The organism is Pseudomonas sp. LBUM1644 (assembly GCF_059716195.1).
Genome location: NZ_CP166812.1, coordinates 3,359,933 through 3,379,042, shown reverse-complemented (window position 1 = coordinate 3,379,042; position 19,110 = coordinate 3,359,933). Strand labels below are relative to the sequence as shown.

Here is a 19,110-nt window from a genome sequence, read left to right as displayed (position 1 = left end):
GCAGACACCATAGCCTTCAACAGCCTCACACCCTGGAGACAGTCCGCGTGCCGCAACACACCCCCGATCTTCCCCCTGAACTGCGTCCCTTGGCCGAGATGCCGCTGCTCAAGCGCCTGGCCGCTCGGTTCTTTGGTCACGGCCTGACTCGCCTGCGCGCGCAACACCGTGCGTCCTGGTTGCACGGCCAGGCTGACGGCTTTCGCAGTGGCCACAGCGCCGGCGTGGATTACGGCTATAAGGAAGGCAAACTCGAGGGGCTGGAGGAAGGTCGACAGGTCTTGCTGATCCGCGACTCGCGCTCCACTGAGCACCGACCGCCAAACGTCGATGAAAATCTGTTCGACGATTGGCGTCTGCCCTTGAGTGCCGAGTTGAAGAAGCGCATGAAGGCCGATATCGCCCGGCTGCTTGCGCCTCACGCTCAGCCAAGTGCTGCGCAGTGGAAGATGATCTTCAGCGACACGCCCTCGACATCAGTGATCGCCGGTGCGGGCGCGGGCAAGTCGACCACATTGGTGTTGCGTATTCTGCTGCTGACCCATTACCTGGGGTTCGAGCTGAGCTCGATGACGGTAGTGACCTTTACCCGTGAGTCGCGCAAGGACTTCATCAGCAAGCTGGTCGAGCTGTTTGCGCTTTGGGGGCGGACGGTCAGCTTGAAAGAGGCGCGGGAGCTGGTGCGCACCTTCCATTCGCGCATCCTGCCGATGGTGCGCAGCCTGCCGGGCTTCGAACGGCTGCAAGCGTTTGAAAACCTGAGCGACCGGGCGCAACACGGCGATGAGGAGGTCGACAGCAATCCGTTCGATCTGCGCATCAACGACGCTCAGCGCCGTCAGCTCAACGCTTGTTATCAGAGTCTGCACACTCGCGATGAGCGTTTCCGCGAAGTGATCAAGCCGTTGTCGCGGCATGCGCTGCAGCTCAAGGAATTGGAGCGCGATCATCCGGATGTGCAGAAGCGCATGGCCGTCACCGAACTGGCTGCCAAGCGCGACGAAGAACTGTGCGACGCGATTGAAGGTCTGTGGGGGCGTGCGGGTGCCTGGCCGATCAAGGGCATTAAGCCCAGTCGCCAGAAGTTTGATGTCAACGGCTCAACGTTTCATTGCCATGGCTACATCCCGAGCCTCGACGCCTGGGTGGTGCTGGGTTTCGATCCTCGAGAGAATCCGCAGCTCAGTCGTCCGAACGCCAAATTAAGCCTACGCGCAGAGTGGGCGGTCAAGCGCACCCTGTTTCAAGCTTTCTGCCGTAAGCCTTTGATATGGCTTGATAGTTATGAATCTTCGAAGCGCGTATTGGCATCGATTGCTGGCGATGCCAGTGCCGGGCCGGGTTTTGATTACAAGGTCAAAGGCGAGCTAGGTTCCGCGCCATTGCTCGACTGTTTTGTTGCGGCAGCCGGGTTTATCGAAAACCTGGGGCTGGATGTGCCGAGTGCCGTCGGTCAAATGAGTTTTGCCAAGGACGATCCTGATCGGTTTTTCTTCGAGGCCTTGAGCCTGTTCTGGCGAGCGCTGGAAGATCATCTGCTGGATCAGAAACCCCCGGTCATGACGTATAACCGAATGTTTGCCTTGTTCAGTGAGCATTCCCCGGAAAACCTCAAGCTGCTGAGCGATGATCTGCTCAGGCCGTTGTCGCATTTGATGATCGATGAATTTCAGGATGTATCGCCGCAGATCGTCTCCTGGATACGTGCCAGTCTCGGGGAGATCCGCAGCCGCGGCCCGGCCATGCACGTGGGTCGCGGTGCCCAGCATTCATCGTTACTGTGCGTGGGCGATGACTGGCAATCGATCTATGGCTGGCGCGGCAGTTCGCCGACTTACTTCATAGAGTTCAATAAGCAATTCCCGTCGCCGAGCACCACCAAAGTCATGCTCAGTGATAACTATCGCAGCCACCAGCACATCATTGATGCTGCCGAGCACATCGTGCGTGCCGCGCCCGCCATTGCCGGCAAGAAGGCCAAGGCAGGTGGCGAGGCGAAGGCATTGCTACCGGTCAACGTACTGGACAGAGACGATCCGGGCATGGCCAAGCGCCTGATCGAACACTACAGACAGGGTGATTCAATCTTGATGCTGTATCGAAAAAGTAGCGATAAGTTATTGATTGAAGAGCATATTCAATCTGTAGTTCATGTTGATTCTAGCTTGCCATATGAGGCTCGGCGGCTAAAACAACTGACTTATCACAGCGCCAAGGGGCTGCAAGCGGATGCAGTCTTTTTGCTGGGCGATTGTCAGCATTTGACCAGCTCACCCTACAAAAACCAGGTTTACCGCATGGCGGGCCTGGGCAAGGCAGGTGACAACGAGGCGTATGACAACGCGCAAAAAGACGAAATCCTGCGCTTGGCCTACGTCGGCATCACCCGTGCCGTGAGTCATTGCTACTGGTATGTCGATGGCCAGGATAGTCAGGCGGCGAACGTGCCCAAGGCTTCGGACCGGATTGGCAAGGGCAAGCCGTTTTTTGCCGATCATCGGCAGGGCAAATAAAAAAAGATCGCAGCCTTCGGCAGCTCTTACAAGGGATCCCATGTAGGAGCTGCCGAAGGCTGCGATCTTTTGATTTTGTTTAGGCGTAACTTTTAAGCGCAAATGGCGGAATGAACGCTTCAAGCTCATCCTCCACCGCTTCGATTATTCGTTCGACGTCCGCGGCATTCATAACGGTCGCACAAGGTATACCGGCAATGGCGATCATGGTCTCGCCGCTGGCACGGTCAAAAAGACGGGCAATCATGCTGCCCGGCGCGTCCATGCTCGCCTCGAATCCCATGGGATGAAAATGCCAGCGCATCAGCTGGCAGGCGTTTGGAAAAGTGACCTTACTGAACCCTTTATTCATATGTTGCCCGCCTTCTTCATCGAGCGCTTCCGTTAGCTCTTGTTAGGGGGGGAAGAGCCTTCTTGGCTCAACCGGTGACTGCCTTTAAAAGTAGCATCCAGATGTGAAATTAATGTGGATTTCTTCAGTCCGTTTGGCGATTGCTTGTGTTTTTTTTGATCCAGGTCACTGATCGTCAAGCTTTACGGCGAAGGGCCAGTATCGATTGACCGTTGAGGCCTGCTTCGGCAAGCTCGGCTTTTTCTCGTCGAGTCCTCTATGCACGCCGACAATGATGGGCCGTTGCAAACCCAGGCCACGGGCGAGACCGTCATGCGTTACCACCTGTGCTGGAAACACCGGGATCTGGATGGCGTCATGGCGCTGTATCACCCGGATATTCAATACCACGACTTTTTCCAGAACCGAGTGATGGGGCTGGAGGCGTTGCGCGAGTATGTACGCGACAGCATGCCGCGCAACCCGGATGAAGCACTTGAACATTCGGATCGCATTCGCCTCGACGGCAATACAGCGTTCATCCAGTACCAGATGACGCTTCGCGGCGGCGAAGGGCTGGTGTCGTTTCGCTCCAGTGAAGCGATCACGGTGCGCGACGGGTTGATCTGGCGCGTCAACGAATACGCCTCTCTGGTGCGTGAGCAAGCGCCGAGCAATGCCACCGCCAAGTTGCGCCCGGCGGCCAGTCGGCTCGGGCTTTCACCTCGTCAGCTGAGCTTCATGGCCGAAGACCTGCAGCAGTATTTTCAGCGTCAGCAACCGTATCTGGACCCCGACCTCGATTTGCAGAGGGTGGCGAAAGAGTGCGGCTACAGCCGTAATCAGATTTCCTATTTGCTCAATCAGGTGCTCGGCCAGAGCTTCTACCGCTACGTCAACCAGGCGCGGTTGCAGCATTTGCTCGCGGCGCTGGATAACGCAACGCCGCCGCTGCGAATCGACGAGCTGGCCTTTGCCGCCGGTTTCAATTCGTTGTCGGCGTTCTATAGCTGCTTCCGCCAGCACACCGGGCTTTCGCCCAAGGCCTACGTCAAACAAATTTCTTTGCGTGCACGCGCGCAAGACAGCCTCTGAGGCTACGCACTAGGATCGACGCCATCGAAGTTTTAGTGGGCGGAGTCTTGTATGTCGGCGTGGCGCAGTATCAGTTTGTGGATGGACCAACTTGATGAGCCATTGCTGGCGCGCCCGGCGCTGGAGCAGGATCTGGACGTTGACGTCGCCATCATTGGCGCGGGATACACCGGCCTTTGGACCGCGTATTACCTCAAGCACCTGGCGCCAGGCCTGAATGTAGCCATCATTGAAGCGCAAATCGCCGGTTTCGGCGCTTCCGGGCGTAACGGCGGCTGGTTGATGGGCAACATGCTGGGCGAAGATCGCCTGCTTGCCGATCTTCCGCCCGATCAGCGCCGGGCTTCTTACGATCTGCTGCACCAAATTCCCGATGAAGTCGAAATTACCATCGAACGCGAAGGCATCGACTGCGATTATCGTAAAGGCGGGGTGCTTTATTGCGCTGCGCGCTATCCCGAGCAGGAAACCGGTCTGCGCCACTATCTGGACAGTCTCTACCGTCAGGGCCTGACCGAAAGCGATTACCGCTGGCTCAGTCCCGAGCAGTTGGCGCAACAAATCAGAATCGCCAAGCCTTATGGCGGTATCTATGCACCGCACGTTGCAACCATCCATCCGGCAAAGTTGGTGCGAGGTTTGGCACGCGCGGTGGAGCGCATGGGTGTCAGGATTTACGAGAACAGCCCGGTCACTCATTGGCAACCGGGCGGATTGCACACGGCCAGGGCCAAGGTTCGAAGCCTCTGGATCGTGCCCGCGGTAGAAGGTTATGCCGGCGCTTTGCCGCCGCTGGGGCGTTATCAGTTGCCGGTTCAAAGCTTGATCGTTGCCACCGAGCCGCTGTCGGCCGCGACGTGGGATGAAATCGGCTTGAGTCACGGCCAAGCCTTTGGTGAGAGCAGTCGCCAGGTGACTTACGGCCAGCGCACGGCGGACAACCGCCTGGTGTTTGGTGCTCGAGGTGGCTACCAGTTTGCCGGCAAGCTACGCCATGACTTCAACCTGACCACCAACGAAGTGGAACTGCGGCGCTACCTGTTCGGCGAGCTGTTCCCGCAACTGAAAAACGTTCGGATCACCCATGCCTGGGGCGGCAACCTGGGCATGTCCCGACGCTTCAAACCTCACATGCTCTGCGATCAAGCCAGCGGCATTGCCTTGTCCGGCGGTTACGGCGGGGAGGGCGTCGGTGCCAGCAACCTGGGCGGACGTACGCTGGCGGACCTGATTCTGCAGCGCGATACCGAATTGGTGCGCCAGCCCTGGGTCATCCCGCAGGGCGGTCTCGACGCGCTGCGGGCCTGGGAACCGGAGCCCTGCCGCTGGCTTGGCTACAACGCGATCATCCGCAGCTTCGTCCACGAGGACCAGACCCTGGCCAACCCGAGCACCGCGCCATGGCGCCGCAAACTCGCCAGCGGCGTCGCGGACTTCATGGAAGGTTTCATGCACTAACGCCGTTTTTCATCGACAGGTACTCCCATGAGCATCACGCAATTCAAGAACACCGCAACCTTGAAGCTGGACGAATCAAACCCGGTCGCCGTGCCATTGGGCACGCCCGTGGCAGTAGCCTCGACCACCAGCGTCGAACGCGACGATGGCGTCGAAACGGGCGTCTGGGAATGCACGCCGGGTCGTTGGCGGCGGCAGATCGTCGCGCAGGAATTCTGCCATTTCATCCAGGGCCGCTGCACCTTCACCCCGGACGACGGTGAAACGCTGCACATAGAGGCCGGTGACGCGCTGATGTTGCCAGCCAACAGCCTCGGGATCTGGGATATCCAGGAAACCGTGCGCAAGACTTACGTTTTGATTTTTTGATCCGCTGATTGCCTGCCAACAAAAAAAACCACCCAGGAATCGACTCATGATCCGAAAGACACTGAATTTGGCTCCACTTGCACTCATCGCGACCCTCAGCCACGCCGATGAGACCGTCAAGCTGGACAAGGGTCAGTTGTCGAACTGGAAGAACCTCAATCCGATATTGCTCAAAAAGTCAGCTACTACCACACATCCAAATACACCAGCGACCTGGCCAACGGTGACATCTGCGTAGCGGTCGGCTTCTCCGGCGACATCCTCCAGGCCGAGAACCGTGCCAAAGAAGCCAAGAATGGTATCGACATTGGCTATTCGATTCCCAGGGAAGGCGCGGCTATCTGTTTCGACATGGTCGCCATGCCCGCCGATGCCCCGGACGAAAAAGCCGGCTACGCCTTCATGAACTACCTGCTGCGCCCGGACGTGATGGCAAGTTCTTCGCGCTCGCTGGAAGCGATGCCGCTGAATATTGACCGGATTCGTACACGTGTGTGGAACAAGATCCGGACGGGGAGTTGAGGGTTCATCTTTTGTAGCCATTGGCGCCAGTCGGTCGGGCTGGCGCGCTGTAAAGTCCAAAGCTCCTTTATTGATGAGGAGGCAATGGAATGCCTTGTTACTTGAATGCAGGAAACCTGCGCATTGGTCGCTTTTCTGAACCTGGACGGATCTATTTGCTAACGGCTGTCGTTAACCAACGGCAGCCGTTTTTTGCCGATTGGCGGGTGGGAAGATTGGTTGTTTCGCAATTGCGCCAAGCACAAGAAGAGGATTGGGCTGATTTTTTGGCGTGGGTGGTGATGCCGGATCATCTGCATTGCCTGGTGCAACTGCGCGACAAAACGTTGGCTGAGTTGATGTGCCGAATAAAATCCAGAAGTAGCCTGGACGTCAATCGCGCGTTAGGGCGGCAGGGGCGTCTGTGGCAGAAGGGATATCATGATCGCGCAGTGCGTCGAGAAGAGGACGTGAAAGATCTTGCTAGATATGTAGTCGCAAATCCTGTTCGGGCAGGACTTGTTACGCGAGTTCATGATTATCCCTTGTGGGATGCATGTTGGTTGTGAGGCGTCTGCTACGCCGCCGGACGCAGCCTTCGGCAGCTGCTACAGGGGCCGCGTGCGCCGCGCTTTTGTAGCAGCCTGCGTCCGGGCGCGCAGCGGCCGTGAAATATTGGATATACCGCAGAAACGACTGCTGCGCAGTCGGACGCAGCCTTCGGCAGCTGCTACAGGGATTGAGTGCGCCGCGTGCTTTTGTAGCAGCTGGCGCAGCCTGCGTTCGGGCGCGCAGCGGCCGTGAAATATTGGATATACCGCAGAAACGATGCTGCGCAGCCGGACGCAGCCTTCGGCAGCTGCTACAGGGATTGAGTGCGCCGCGTGCTTTTGTAGCAGCTGGCGCAGCCTGCGTTCGGGCGCGCAGCGGCCGTGAAATATTGGATATACCGCAGAAACGACTGCTGCGCAGCCGGACGCAGCCTTCGGCAGCTGCTACCGGGATTGTGTACGCCGCATGCTTTTGTATCAGCTGGCGCAGCCTGCGTTCGGGCGCGCAGCGGCCGTGAAATATTGGATATACCGCAGAAACGACTGCTGCGCAGCCGGACGCAGCCTTCGGCAGCTGCTACCGGGATTGTGTACGCCGCATGCTTTTGTAGCAGCTGGCGCAGCCTGCGTTCGGGCGCGCAGCGGCCGTGAAATATTGGATATACCGCAGAAACGACTGCTGCGCAGCCGGACGCAGCATTCGGCAGCTGCTACCGGGATCGCGTGCGCCGCGTGCTTTTGTAGCAGCTGGCGCAGCCTGCGTCCGGGCGCGCAGCGGCCGTGAAATATTGGATATACCGCAGAAACGACTGCTGCGCAGCCGGACGCAGCCTTCGGCAGCTGCTACAGGGGCCGCGTGCGCCGCGCTTTTGTAGCAGCCTGCGTTCGGGCGCGTAGCGGCCGTTATTGCTCAGTCCTCCTTGCGAATGGTGGACACGTCGTTGGCATTGACCTTGACCTTCGCCCCGGAAATATCTTCGAACTCGAAGAATCCGTCCTTGGTCTTGGTTTTCGGCATGTCCTTGGTCAGATACTGGGTGCCGTTCTGCAGGGTCACCACCGTTGGCGTCGAGCAGCCGGTCAGGGCCAGAAAGGCCGCTACTGCCAGGGGCAGGCCCAGAGTCTTGATATTCATATCCACCTCTCAAATTACAAAAAAAAGCGCGAAGGCTTTAAACCCGTTTAATTGTCACTGTAGCTCTACCGCGGTTGGTGCGATGGATCGGCAGAAAGTTCGACCGATCCCCGAAAAATAACGGAATAGCGCCGCCGCTTATCCTTTTCCGTTTGCACCGGGCAGGGCGTAGCTGGTATCTGTACGCATAACCAGTACTCGATTTCCATGGCCCTTTTTTCTGTGACCGAAAATCCGCTCGACGATCCGTTCTACTACTTGAACAACTTCATGCAAGTGATTGATTGGCTTGAACATCGCTATGCCGATGTATTAAGCGCCGAGGAACAACACTTCATCCGCGACTTCAATCGGTTGCCCCGCGAGTCCAAAGCGTTACTGGTGCGGATGGTGATGCGCAAGGGTGTCCACTTCCGGGCGAGCAAGCTGCGTTACGTCGAGATAGGTGACACCGCGCTGGCGGCGGTTCCCTTGCTCGAACACGGCTGGATCGATGATCAATCTCCGCTGCCGATCGAAGCGTTGTTCGACGTACTGCTCAAGGCTGAAATCCTCCAGTGTTTTGGCGCCGCCATCGATCAGCCCAAGGGCAAAAAGACTGATTGGCTGCCGACACTGAGCGAGCAGTTCCCGCAGGTTCAGGCGTTCACTGAGTGGTGCGCTTCACTGGACGACCGATTGTTCAGCCTGACCATCATGGGCCTGTGTGATCGTCTGCGCCTGATGTTTTTCGGCAATCTTTATCAGGACTGGTCCGAGTTCGTGCTGGCCGACCTGGGCATCTTCACCTATGAAAAAGTCGAGTTCTGCGCCGACTCCCGAGGCTTGCGCAGCCGCGACGACGTCGACGCCTGCCTGTTTCTGCATGACTGCCAGCAGCATTTCGAAGCCGGGGAAGCGCTGGCCGAGGTTGTCGAGCGCATCAACGGGCTCGTGCTGACCAACCCTTGGCTACGAAGGCGTCGTGGCAAGCTGCTGTTTCAGATCGGCCAGCACTGCGAGCGCGTCGCCGACTTTTCCTCCGCCCTGACTATTTACCGTGATTGCGACTATCCCGGCGCGCGACTGCGGCTGATTCGAGTGCTCGAGCGCTGTACCGAGTATCAACTGGCGATGGACCTCGCCACGCAGGCCGAGCACGCACCGGAAAGCGCCGCCGAACAGCAGCAGTTGTTGCGGGTACTGCCCCGATTGCGCCGCAAACTCGGCGGTCCGGCGATGAAGCGGTCGTCCCCTCGGGAAATGCTGCGCCTGGACCTGCAACTGCCCAGAGTCGACCCGGCATTGTCAGTGGAATACTACGTTCAGGCGCACCTGGCGGAAGAGTCGGCGCCGGTGCATTACGTGGAGAACAGCCTGATCAATTCGTTGTTCGGGTTGTTGTGCTGGCCGGCCATTTTCGCACCGTTGCCGGGGGCCTTTTTCCACCCGTTCCAGCGCGGGCCGGTCGACCTTCTGAGCGAAGACTTCCATGCTCGCCGGGCGGACCTGTTTCAAGCGTGCCTGGGCGAGCTCGATGACGGTCGTTATGTGCAGACGATCCGCGAACGTTACATCGCCAAATGGGGTGTGCAATCGCCGTTTGTGTTCTGGGGAGTGTTGAGCGAGACGTTGCTCGATCAGGCCCTCGATTGCCTGCCGGCCGACCACCTCAAGCACTGGTTCAATCGCCTGCTGCTGGACATCAAGGCCAATCGCGCCGGCATGCCGGACCTGATCCAGTTTTGGCCACAGGACAAGACTTACCGCATGATCGAAGTCAAAGGCCCCGGCGACCGCCTGCAAGACAATCAATTGCGCTGGCTTGAGTTTTGCCATGAACACCAGATGCCGATTGCGGTTTGCTACGTGCAATGGGCGGAGCAGAGCGCTTGAGCTACAACATTGCAGTGCGGGCGTTATGCGAGTTCACCGCCAAGGTCGGTGACCTGGATTTGCGTTTCACACCGTCGCCCACCGCCCTCGAAGGGATCGTCGGGCACCGCACGGTGGCCTCCCGGCGCAACGACGCTTACCAGAGTGAAGTGGCGCTGGAGGGCGTGTACCAAACGCTGAAGGTCAAGGGTAGGGCGGACGGCTACGATCCCGCGCAAAACTGCCTGGAAGAAGTCAAAACCTATCGCGGCGACCTGAGCAAGCAACCGGCCAACCACCGTCAACTGCACTGGGCGCAGGCGAAAATCTACGGCTGGTTGATGTGCCAGAAACTGCAGCTGGCGCAGATCAATCTCGCGTTGGTGTACTTCGACATCGTCAGCGAAAAGGAAACCTGCCTGGTCGAGGCGTTCAGCGCCGAAGAGCTGGGGCAATTCTTCGAGCACCATTGCGCGCTGTTCCTGCATTGGGCCGAGCAGGAAATGGCTCATCGCGAAGCACGCAACAGCGCCGCGCAGCAGTTGGCGTTTCCCCATGCCGATTTTCGACCGGGGCAGCGGCATCTGGCCGAGTCGGTGTTCAAGGCCGTCAGCACCGGTCGCTGCCTGATGGCCCAGGCCCCCACGGGGATCGGTAAAACCGTGGGCACGCTGTTTCCGATGCTCAAGGCCCTGGCGCCGCAGCAGCTGGACAAAGTGTTCTTCCTTACCGCGAAAACGCCGGGGCGCAAATTGGCGCTGGATGCCGCACAGGTCATTCTGCAGAGTGCCACCGCGCCGCCGCTGCGGGTGCTCGAAATGATTGCCCGGGACAAAGCCTGCGAGCATCCGGACAAAGCGTGTCACGGTGACTCCTGTTCACTGGCCCGGGGTTTCTATGATCGCCTGCCGGCCGCTCGCCAAGCCGCCAGCGAGTTGACGCTGCTGAATCAGGGCGCATTGCGCGAGGTGGCGCTGCAGCATGATGTCTGTCCTTATTACCTGAGCCAGGAAATGGCCCGGTGGGCGGACGTCGTGGTCGCCGACTACAACTACTATTTCGATTTCAGCGCATTGCTCTTCGGATTGTCCCAGGCCAATAACTGGAAGGTCGCGGTGTTGGTGGACGAGGCCCACAACCTCGTCGAGCGCGGTCGGCAGATGTACAGCGCCAGTCTCGACCAATCAACCCTCTATGACGTTCGAAAATCGGCACCGGAGGCGTTGAAAAAATCCTTGCAACGCGTCAATCGTGAATGGAACGCCTTGCATAACCTGCAAGCCGGCGCCTACCAGGCCTACGACAAGGCGCCGGAGAAATTGTTGCAGGCGTTGTCGTCTTGCGTCGCGAGCATCGGCGACTACCTCAACGATCATCCGCAAGGCGTGGATAGCGCATTGCAAAACTTCTACTTCGACATGCTGCAGTTTGGCCGGGTGGCAGAGCTCTTCGATGAGCAGTTCCTGTTCGACATCAGCAAGCGTGATCTCGACCGCAAGCGCAACCTCTCGCAACTGTGCCTGCGCAACGTGGTGCCCGCCGGTTTCATCCGCCCGCGCCTGACTGCCGCCCGCAGTACCGTGCTGTTTTCCGCGACATTGAGCCCGCGACACTATTACGCCGATTTGCTGGGGACACCGCCCAGTACGGTGTGGATCGATGTCGAATCACCGTTTCACGCGAACCAGTTGACCGTTCATATCGTCAGCCAGATTTCTACGCGTTTCGTCCATCGTCAGTCGTCCCTGGAGCCAATAGTCGAGCTGATTGCCCGGCAGTTCACCGAACGCCCCGGCAATTACCTGGCGTTTTTCAGCAGCTTTGATTATCTGCAACAAGTGGCGCAGCTGCTGGGCGAGACACATCCGCAGATCAATCTGTGGTCGCAATCCAGGGGCATGAGAGAAGGGCAGCGCCAGGCGTTTCTCGATCAATTCACCGCTGACAGCCAGGGTGTCGGTTTTGCGGTGCTGGGCGGGGCCTTTGGCGAAGGTATCGACTTGCCCGGTGCGCGGCTCATCGGTGCATTTATCGCGACCCTTGGGTTGGCACAGCTCAACCCGGTCAACGAACAGCTGAAACATCGCATGGCGGCGATATTCGGTGCCGGTTATGACTACACCTACCTGTACCCCGGCGTGCAGAAAGTCGTTCAGGCGGCGGGCAGGGTGATCCGCACTCAACAGGATCAAGGCGTCGTGATGTTGATTGATGACCGTTTTGGTGACAGTAAGGTGAAGCAGTTATTGCCACGTTGGTGGACGGTGAGTCCGGCGATTTGTCACTCTTTTAAGTAGCATTTTTTACTTTAAAATCATCACCGATCAGCATGTCAATCCAATCGGCGGCGAAGCGATGGCAGTCTCCCGGCCAGCGAGCGGTCAGCAACTGGCCATCGCGAACGGTGAAGCCGCGTTGAGGCCGGGCCGCAGAATCGCGTGCCGCCCGCAATGGCCCGCGCAAGAAATCCGTCGGGCTGGACAGTGCGGCCGAGACTTCTTCTTCAACGGTTTGCGGGTACGTGCGGTAATAGCGGCCCAGCCAGGGCGCCGTTATGACCCAGGCCGGTATTTCCATGGTCGCTGCCAGTAACGCGGTGACCTTGCGCCCATGCAGCACCGAACGCCCGCTGTCGGGATCGAGCGTGCGGGCCAACACCAGCACACCATGACAGACCGCTGCCACCGGTTTGTCTGCCTTGAAAAAGTGCAGGGCAATGGCCTGGGCCCGGTCCGACTCGAGCAGGCTGCGCATGCCCTTGGCATGACCACCCGGAATCAACAGCCCGTCGAATTGCTCCGGATTGACATCGGCATAGGCCATTGGCCGGCGAAACGATTCGTCGTCGATCATCCGGGCGTAGCTCGCGAGGTCGGCGTCGCGGGTCATCAGCAACGAATTCATTGGGCCAAAGCCGATACTCACCAGCCGGGCGTCGGCATAAGCCGGTAAACCCTCTGGTGTTGCAAAGCGCACTTCAATGCCGGCATGCCTCATCGCCTGCCAGGGCACGCTGCTTTCAGTGGGATCGTAGTCAGAAGTGGGCAGCAGTATCAGGATCATCGGGACGCCTTTTATCGACCAGCAATGGCAGTTGGCGTCGAGCATAGGTGGTCCGGACCCCAGGCTCTAGTGCTGAACGATTTTTGCAGCTTTTCAAACCTGTGGTTTGTCGCATACTTCACGCAGACAACAATGACAGGTGTGATCGATGAGCGATGTACGGTCCAAACCCAGTTCCATCGAGGACAGGCGCTTTCGCCTGTTGATCGATGCCGTGATCGACTACGCGATCTACATGATTGATCCCGATGGCATCATCACCAGCTGGAATACCGGGGCCAGGCGTTTCAAAGGGTATGAGGAGGCCGAAATATTGGGTCAACACTTCTCGCGTTTTTATACCGACGAGGATCGCCGAGCGGGTTTGCCCCAACGTGCGCTGGATACGGCGATTCGCGAGGGACGTTTCGAGGGCGAAGGCTGGCGGGTGCGCAAGGACGGCACGCATTTCTGGTCCCACGTGGTGATTGATCCGATCATTGATCCGTCGGGCACGTTGCTGGGCTTTGCCAAGATCACGCGCGACCTGACCGACCGCAAGATGGCCGAGGAAACCCTCAAGCAAAGCGAGCAGCAATTTCGCCTGCTGGTGCAAAGCGTCACTGACTACGCGATTTACATGCTTGCCCCGGACGGCCGAGTGACCAACTGGAACCCGGGGGCGCAGCGAATCAAGGGTTACCGTGCCGAAGAGGTCATCGGCCAGCATTTTTCGATGTTCTACACCCCCGAAGACCGCGAGGCCGGCGAACCGCAACGTGCGCTGGAAACGGCTACACGCGAGGGTCGATTCGAAAACAAGGCCTGGCGCGTGCGTAGAGACGGCACGCGGTTCATGGCACATGTGGTGGTCGACCCGATTTGGGGGGAGACCGGCACGTTGCTCGGTTTCGCCAAGATCACCCGCGATATCACCGAGGCGACACAAACACAGCAAGCACTCGAGAAGACCCGGGAAGCGCTGTTCCAGGCGCAGAAGATGCAGGCCATCGGCCAACTCAGCGGCGGCATTGCCCACGACTTCAACAATCTGCTGACGGTCATTCTCGGCAACCTGGAAATCGTCCGCAAACGTGTGGGGGATGATCCGAAAATTACCCGGTTGGTCGACAACGCTACGCAGGGCGCCTTGCGTGGCGTATCCCTGACCCAACGCATGCTGGCGTTTGCCCGGCGTCAGGAACTCAAGTTCGAAACGGTGGAAATACCGACGCTGGTGCATGGGATTAGCGGACTGTTGCGCAGTTCTCTCGGGCCTGCAGTGAAGCTCGACCTGCGCTTTTCTACAGAGCTGCTCCCGGTCATGGCCGACGTCAATCAACTTGAACTGGCAGTGTTGAACCTCGTGACCAATGCCCGGGATGCGATGCCAGACGGCGGTAAGATCGTCATCGCTGCCAGGCTGGAAGACGTCCGTGATCAAACAACGTTATCCGTGGTAGCCGGCCAGTATGTCTGCCTGAGTGTCACTGACACGGGCGACGGGATGGATGCCGATACGCTGGATTCAGCAATGGACCCGTTTTTCACCACCAAAGGCGTCGGTAAAGGCACAGGCCTCGGGTTGTCGATGGTCCACGGGTTTATCGAGCAACTGGGCGGGCAATTTATTCTCAAGAGCCAAAAGGACAAAGGGACAACGGCTGAACTGTGGATTCCTGTCGCTACGACCACAACGGTCGTTAAACCCGTTACCGACAAGGTCGACGCAACGCCGGTGCCCAGGTTGTGCGTGTTGGTCGTGGACGATGACAGCCTGGTGCTGACCAGTACCGGCCTCTTGCTGGAGGACCTCGGCCACCGCGTCGTCAGTGCGGCGTCCGGTGCACAAGCGCTTGAACTGTTCGATGCCACACAAGACATCGATCTGGTGATCACCGACATGGCGATGCCACAAATGAATGGCGCGCAACTGGCCCAGACGCTGCGAATCATGAAGCCGAGCCTGCCAATCATCCTTGCCACCGGTTACGCCGAACGGCTGGAAGGCTTCGCGACAGAACTGCCGCGTCTGTCCAAGCCCTTTACCCAACTCAATCTGGTGGAAATCATTGCGTTGGCTATGAAGTGAAGGGAGGGTGGGGGTCGCTTTCTTGTCAGCGCGTATGCAGAAGCAACATCAAAAGATCGCAGCCTGCGGCAGCTCCTACAAGGTGTACGCATTCAATGTAGGAGCTGCCGCAGGCGGCGATCTTTTGACTTCATTCACCCCCCCCAAATGAACAGCATTACGGCAGTTGCCGGGCCTTGGTTTCAAGCCGCGTCATGCCGCGATATTGGCCGCACTCAGTTCTTTTTTGTATTGGGCCTTCAGGCTTTCCATCTGCGCGCCTAACTCTTCCAGGGTTTCCTTGCCCAGCAGCTTTTTGGCCTGAGGAAACATTTCCGTTTCCTCTTCTTCAATGTGATGTTCCAGCAGTTCCTTGACCACTTTCACTCGACCGGCGAATTCCGGGGTGGATGGGTCGGTGACTTTAAGATCGGGCAGCACTAACGAATCGACGGTGCGATGTTCTTCCTTGGCCTCGTAATACATGATGTCCTGCTCTTTGTTTCCCGCTTTTTTAAACGCCGGATACAAAATCTCCTCTTCGAGGCGAGTATGAATGGCGATTTCCATTTCCAGTTTGGCCAGCAGTTCGGTGCGTTTCTTGACTCCGCGCTCGGTGGATTCACTCAGTTGGCCGAGGAGGCCTTTTACGCGTTCATGGTCGGCTTTCAGCAGGTCGATGGCGTTCATGGTCGAGTCTCTCAATTAGTCACGGGATGAGCGCAAACGGTCTAGTGGCCGTCGGTCGCTTCCAGTGCTGGAGCATTTGTCGTGCCGGAATCGGGAGGTCAGCTACCCTTTTTTAAATCAATAACTTGCGTGCGCTGATGGCGTACTGAGGTCATGCAGGCTGCATGAGTCTGGAAATTGACTCATGCAGTTCGCAGTGGTGCTTTGGTTTGCAATGGCAAGATCAAGAGATCGCAGCCTTCGGCAGCTCCTACAGGGTGTACGCAGTCCTGTGTAGGAGCTGCCGAAGGCTGCGATCTTTTGATCTTTCCCCAACACCAAAAAATCAAACCTTCTGTTTTTTGCGCCGTTCATACCGGGCAAGGATCGGCTGCGTACTGATCCCGTGGAGCAGGATGCTCAACGCAACCACAGACAACGTCAAATCGGTACACAGTGAAGCCACCGACGGCCCCAGCCCATGATTCAGCGCATAGAACAGATAGTACAAACTGCCAATGCCCCGAATGCCAAACCACCCGATCAACGCTTGCTGTCGTCCTTCAAGCAACCCACCCCACGGCATGACCATGACGCACAACGGCCGAATCAGACAGAACAGAACACCGCCAATCAGCAGCGCGCGCCAGTCCCAGTGAGCGATCAGTACCACCCCCAGCAACGTGACCAAAAACACTTCCATCGCACGCTCGACAAGGCCGCCGAAGGCGAGCATGTCGCCCATCATGATCCCTGCCGCGACCTGGGTTTCTTCCAGGTTTTCGGTATCACCGTGCACGGCATCTCGCGGTTCGACGTTCTGATGGCCGACCACCGCCTGAACCAGATGCTCGGCGGGTTCCTGTTCATTGCCTGTGGACTTGACCTCTTCCTGACGCAAACCGAGGCCAGCGGCGAACACCGCTAAAAAACCGTAGGCATGGATAGATTCGGCACCGACATACGCCAGGGCGATGAGCGCGAGGGCCAGGTAATCGTTGGGCGACAACGTGCTGTCATCATTGCGGATGCTCAGCGACAAGGCCACTCGGCCGATGCCGCGACCCACCCAGTAGCCGCTCAGGACGCCCGCAGGCACCGCCCAGATCAGGCTTTTCAGCGCCCAATGGTTCAGCCAACCAGGGTCGCCCTCATGTTGCAGCAGCAACAGGCCAAGGATCACAAACGGGAAAGCAATGCCGTCATTGAGCCCGGCTTCGCCCGAGAGCCCGAAACGCACGCGGTCATCATCCCGAGCGTCGTTGACTGTCACCAGCGAGGCCAGTACAGGGTCGGTCGGCGCCAGGATCGAACCGATCAACACTGACGCGCCCCAGGAAAGTTGCAACCCAAAATGCAGTAACAGGCTGACACCGCCGATGGACAACACCATCACCGGCCCGGCCAAACCGAATGCGATCCGCCAGTTCCGGTCCTTGAGCGGCAGACGCAACTTCAAACCGCAGACGAACAGGGAAAACAGCACCGCGACTTCCGTCAGGTGTTCCATCCAGGTTGATGCGTCATCCATGTCCAGGGTTAACAGTCCGAGGCCTGCGGGCCCGATGCCTACGCCCAGCACCAGGCAAACGGCTGACGTGGTCACCGGCATCCAGCGCAGATAAGAAGAGGTTAGCGCCAGCGTCAGCAGCACCGCACCCAGCACGGCGACCCATACGATAAAGCTCATCGTGTGAACTCGCCGGGCACACGTATGCGCAGCATCATCCAGCGATCGCGCGCAGGTACTCAGGCGTCAACACGTTGAACCAGACCAGAATCATTTCCACCAGAATGGTGACCAGCACCAATAAGCCCACACCCCAGACACAGGCCGCATTCAACAGCCCTTGCTCCTTGCGTTCATGCATGAACGTTGGCAAGCCGACAAACAACAGAAAGGTCGAATATGCCGACGCGGCCAACAGCACGATGATCGCCAGCCAGCGACTCGGGTACAGCCCGGCAACGCCGGCGAGGAAAAATGGCGTCGCGGTATACGCCGCAAAACCGATGCACTGATTAACGGTCGGCCGTGCGTCGAAGGTGCGCGACATCCAGCGGATGAACAGCCCCATCAACGCCACGCCGGCGAGGATGGTGACGTACAGCAAACCGCACAGTTGCAGCGCGCTGTTGGTACTGAGTTTGACGGTTTCGTTCTCGGCCAGGCTCCAGCCGACGTAAGTCGTCCCGATAAACAGGCACACGGCGGGGATCAGGGCGAGCAAGAGCAAGTGCGCGAGATAGTGGCGTGGATGAGCTTCTTCTTCGTGGCGAATGTCGGTCCAGGCGAAATTGGGTTGAGTGAAGAGTTTGACGATAGGTGCGGACATGACGACCTCCTCAGCGGCCCGTGATGGGGGGCTTATAGGTATTGAGGGGGGCGCATTGTCAGGGGTTCATTTTTTCGCACTTCCTCCTGTAGGAGCTGCCGAAGGCTGCGATCTTTTGATCTTGTCTTTTAAAATCAAGATCAAAAGATCGCAGCCTGCGGCAGCTCCTACGGGTTGTGATCACAGCATCGGTTTGCCACCTGTAATCCCGTAGCGCTGGCCCGTGATGTAGCTGGCCTCATCGGAAGCCAGCAGCACATAGATCGGCGCCACCTCGACCGGTTGACCAGGCCTTCCGAGCGGCGTCTGGCCACCGAAATTCTCAACCTCTTCATCGGTCATCGTCGAAACGATCAGCGGCGTCCAGATCGGGCCCGGTGCCACGCAGTTCACGCGGATGTTTTTCGGCCCCAGCATCTGTCCCAAGCCCGCGGTGAAGTTGGCGATCGCGCCCTTGGTGGTGGCGTAGGGCAGGAGCGTGGGTTTGGGCATGTCCGAATTGACCGAGCTGGTATTGATGATCGAACTGCCGGGCTTCATATGCTTCAACGCGGCCTGGCAGATCCTGAACATGGCCGTGATGTTGACATCGAAGGTCATCACCCATTCTTCGTCCGGTATGTCCTCGAAGTTTTCGTGGGTCATCTGGAACGCGGCATTGTTGACCAGCACATCGATGCGGCCAAAACGTTCGACTGTCTTGTCGACCAACGACTGGCACTCGGCTTTCTGGGTCAGATCCCCTGGCAGCAGCACGCACTGGCGCCCGGCCTGTTCGACCCAGCGCGCGGTTTCCTGGGCGTCTTCGTGTTCATTAAGGTAGGCGATGGCGATATCCGCGCCTTCACGGGCGAAGGCGATGGCCACCGCGCGGCCGATGCCACTGTCGCCGCCGGTGATCAGGGCGATCTTGCCGATGAGGCGGCCGGAGCCTTTGTAGCTCTGCTCGCCGCAGTCCGGGTACGGGTCCATCTTTTTCTGGGAGCCTGGGACGGGCTGGCCTTGTTTCTTGAAGGGGGGTTTTGGATAGTCGGTCATCGTGAAATCTCCGGTCTCTAGGCAAAAGCGTCAAAGGGTGGACCCTGGGCTTTTGTTTTGAGTTCGGTTGGATTCCACGGGTGGAAAATCAAAAGATCGCAGCCTTCGGCAGCTCCTACAGGAGAATGCATACCCCTGTAGGAGCTG

Annotated in this window: 15 protein-coding genes and 1 pseudogene; 9 read left to right on the top strand and 7 right to left on the bottom strand. The window is 58.4% G+C overall.

Features of this window, described 5'->3' with window-relative positions; genetic code table 11:
* Positions 1–47 precede the first annotated feature (47 nt).
* Positions 48–2,513: a UvrD-helicase domain-containing protein gene (locus ACA052_RS15260; protein ID WP_497645619.1), complete on the top strand. Its 2,466-nt coding sequence runs from the start codon at positions 48–50 to the stop codon at positions 2,511–2,513.
* A gap of 79 nt (positions 2,514–2,592) precedes the next feature.
* Here ACA052_RS15260 and ACA052_RS15255 read toward each other — a convergent pair whose 3' ends face one another.
* The gene (locus tag ACA052_RS15255) at positions 2,593–2,865 is read right to left on the bottom strand and encodes a DUF1652 domain-containing protein (protein ID WP_157710823.1); all 273 of its coding nucleotides are present in this window, start codon (positions 2,863–2,865) and stop codon (positions 2,593–2,595) included.
* A 258-nt stretch (positions 2,866–3,123) separates the two neighbouring features.
* On the opposite strand from ACA052_RS15255, the gene ACA052_RS15250 reads away from it, so the two are divergent.
* The 5 genes and pseudogenes from ACA052_RS15250 to ACA052_RS15230 all read left to right on the top strand — a co-directional run bounded on the left by ACA052_RS15250 (position 3,124) and on the right by ACA052_RS15230 (position 6,836).
* Positions 3,124–3,939 carry a helix-turn-helix transcriptional regulator gene (locus tag ACA052_RS15250; RefSeq protein WP_497645618.1) on the top strand — a complete coding sequence of 272 codons (816 nt, stop codon included), beginning with the start codon at positions 3,124–3,126 and terminating at the stop codon, positions 3,937–3,939.
* Between the two features lie 51 nt (positions 3,940–3,990).
* On the top strand, positions 3,991–5,397 hold the full coding sequence (locus ACA052_RS15245) for an NAD(P)/FAD-dependent oxidoreductase (protein ID WP_497645617.1): 1,407 nt from the start codon (positions 3,991–3,993) through the stop codon (positions 5,395–5,397).
* 27 nt (positions 5,398–5,424) lie between these two features.
* A complete protein-coding gene (locus ACA052_RS15240) occupies positions 5,425–5,766 on the top strand; it encodes a cupin domain-containing protein (protein ID WP_262166214.1) in 342 nt (113 codons plus the stop codon).
* A gap of 177 nt (positions 5,767–5,943) precedes the next feature.
* Positions 5,944–6,288 (top strand): annotated as a pseudogene (locus ACA052_RS15235) (extracellular solute-binding protein); the annotation flags it as partial.
* 89 nt (positions 6,289–6,377) lie between these two features.
* A complete protein-coding gene (locus ACA052_RS15230; protein WP_497645616.1) occupies positions 6,378–6,836 on the top strand; it encodes an REP-associated tyrosine transposase in 459 nt (152 codons plus the stop codon).
* An 892-nt stretch (positions 6,837–7,728) separates the two neighbouring features.
* Here the strand turns inward: ACA052_RS15230 and ACA052_RS15225 are convergent.
* The gene (locus ACA052_RS15225) at positions 7,729–7,953 is read right to left on the bottom strand and encodes a YgdI/YgdR family lipoprotein (RefSeq protein ID WP_497645615.1); all 225 of its coding nucleotides are present in this window, start codon (positions 7,951–7,953) and stop codon (positions 7,729–7,731) included.
* A gap of 207 nt (positions 7,954–8,160) precedes the next feature.
* Between ACA052_RS15225 and ACA052_RS15220 the strand changes: the two genes are divergently transcribed.
* Positions 8,161–9,828, top strand: a complete 1,668-nt coding sequence (locus ACA052_RS15220; RefSeq protein ID WP_497645614.1) for a VRR-NUC domain-containing protein — start codon at positions 8,161–8,163, stop codon at positions 9,826–9,828.
* A complete protein-coding gene (locus ACA052_RS15215; RefSeq protein WP_497645613.1) occupies positions 9,825–12,104 on the top strand; it encodes an ATP-dependent DNA helicase in 2,280 nt (759 codons plus the stop codon). Before ACA052_RS15220 ends, ACA052_RS15215 begins: the two co-directional genes overlap by 4 nt.
* On the opposite strand, the gene ACA052_RS15210 is transcribed toward ACA052_RS15215, so the two are convergent.
* Positions 12,097–12,870 (bottom strand): type 1 glutamine amidotransferase domain-containing protein, encoded by a 774-nt coding sequence (locus ACA052_RS15210; RefSeq protein WP_497645612.1) that lies wholly within the window; start codon positions 12,868–12,870, stop codon positions 12,097–12,099. The genes ACA052_RS15215 and ACA052_RS15210 overlap by 8 nt on opposite strands.
* A gap of 148 nt (positions 12,871–13,018) precedes the next feature.
* Between ACA052_RS15210 and ACA052_RS15205 the strand changes: the two genes are divergently transcribed.
* The gene (locus ACA052_RS15205) at positions 13,019–14,941 is read left to right on the top strand and encodes a hybrid sensor histidine kinase/response regulator (RefSeq protein WP_497645611.1); all 1,923 of its coding nucleotides are present in this window, start codon (positions 13,019–13,021) and stop codon (positions 14,939–14,941) included.
* Positions 14,942–15,133: 192 nt separating this feature from the next.
* Here the strand turns inward: ACA052_RS15205 and ACA052_RS15200 are convergent, their stop codons facing one another.
* From ACA052_RS15200 to ACA052_RS15185, 4 genes are all read right to left on the bottom strand, one after another.
* On the bottom strand, positions 15,134–15,610 hold the full coding sequence (locus tag ACA052_RS15200; RefSeq protein ID WP_497645610.1) for a PA2171 family ribosome-binding persister protein: 477 nt from the start codon (positions 15,608–15,610) through the stop codon (positions 15,134–15,136).
* A gap of 325 nt (positions 15,611–15,935) precedes the next feature.
* Entirely contained in the window at positions 15,936–17,279 is a 1,344-nt protein-coding gene (locus ACA052_RS15195; RefSeq protein WP_497645609.1) for a cation:proton antiporter, read from the bottom strand.
* Positions 17,280–17,313: 34 nt separating this feature from the next.
* Positions 17,314–17,925, bottom strand: a complete 612-nt coding sequence (locus tag ACA052_RS15190; protein ID WP_497645608.1) for a Yip1 family protein — start codon at positions 17,923–17,925, stop codon at positions 17,314–17,316.
* Between the two features lie 180 nt (positions 17,926–18,105).
* Positions 18,106–18,963 carry an SDR family oxidoreductase gene (locus ACA052_RS15185; RefSeq protein ID WP_497645607.1) on the bottom strand — a complete coding sequence of 286 codons (858 nt, stop codon included), beginning with the start codon at positions 18,961–18,963 and terminating at the stop codon, positions 18,106–18,108.
* Positions 18,964–19,110 lie beyond the last annotated feature (147 nt).

Bases quoted from the DNA above. Each gene is read 5' to 3' on its own strand.
- ACA052_RS15205 (WP_497645611.1), top strand. From the start codon at position 13,019: ATGAGCGATGTACGGTCCAAACCCAGTTCCATCGAGGACAGGCGCTTT.
- ACA052_RS15245 (WP_497645617.1), top strand. From the start codon at position 3,991: ATGTCGGCGTGGCGCAGTATCAGTTTGTGGATGGACCAACTTGATGAG.
- ACA052_RS15220 (WP_497645614.1), top strand. From the start codon at position 8,161: ATGGCCCTTTTTTCTGTGACCGAAAATCCGCTCGACGATCCGTTCTAC.
- ACA052_RS15230 (WP_497645616.1), top strand. From the start codon at position 6,378: ATGCCTTGTTACTTGAATGCAGGAAACCTGCGCATTGGTCGCTTTTCT.
- ACA052_RS15200 (WP_497645610.1), bottom strand. From the start codon at position 15,610: ATGAACGCCATCGACCTGCTGAAAGCCGACCATGAACGCGTAAAAGGC.
- ACA052_RS15250 (WP_497645618.1), top strand. From the start codon at position 3,124: ATGCACGCCGACAATGATGGGCCGTTGCAAACCCAGGCCACGGGCGAG.
- ACA052_RS15225 (WP_497645615.1), bottom strand. From the start codon at position 7,953: ATGAATATCAAGACTCTGGGCCTGCCCCTGGCAGTAGCGGCCTTTCTG.
- ACA052_RS15190 (WP_497645608.1), bottom strand. From the start codon at position 17,925: ATGTCCGCACCTATCGTCAAACTCTTCACTCAACCCAATTTCGCCTGG.
- ACA052_RS15240 (WP_262166214.1), top strand. From the start codon at position 5,425: ATGAGCATCACGCAATTCAAGAACACCGCAACCTTGAAGCTGGACGAA.
- ACA052_RS15255 (WP_157710823.1), bottom strand. From the start codon at position 2,865: ATGAATAAAGGGTTCAGTAAGGTCACTTTTCCAAACGCCTGCCAGCTG.
- ACA052_RS15185 (WP_497645607.1), bottom strand. From the start codon at position 18,963: ATGACCGACTATCCAAAACCCCCCTTCAAGAAACAAGGCCAGCCCGTC.
- ACA052_RS15195 (WP_497645609.1), bottom strand. From the start codon at position 17,279: ATGAGCTTTATCGTATGGGTCGCCGTGCTGGGTGCGGTGCTGCTGACG.
- ACA052_RS15210 (WP_497645612.1), bottom strand. From the start codon at position 12,870: ATGATCCTGATACTGCTGCCCACTTCTGACTACGATCCCACTGAAAGC.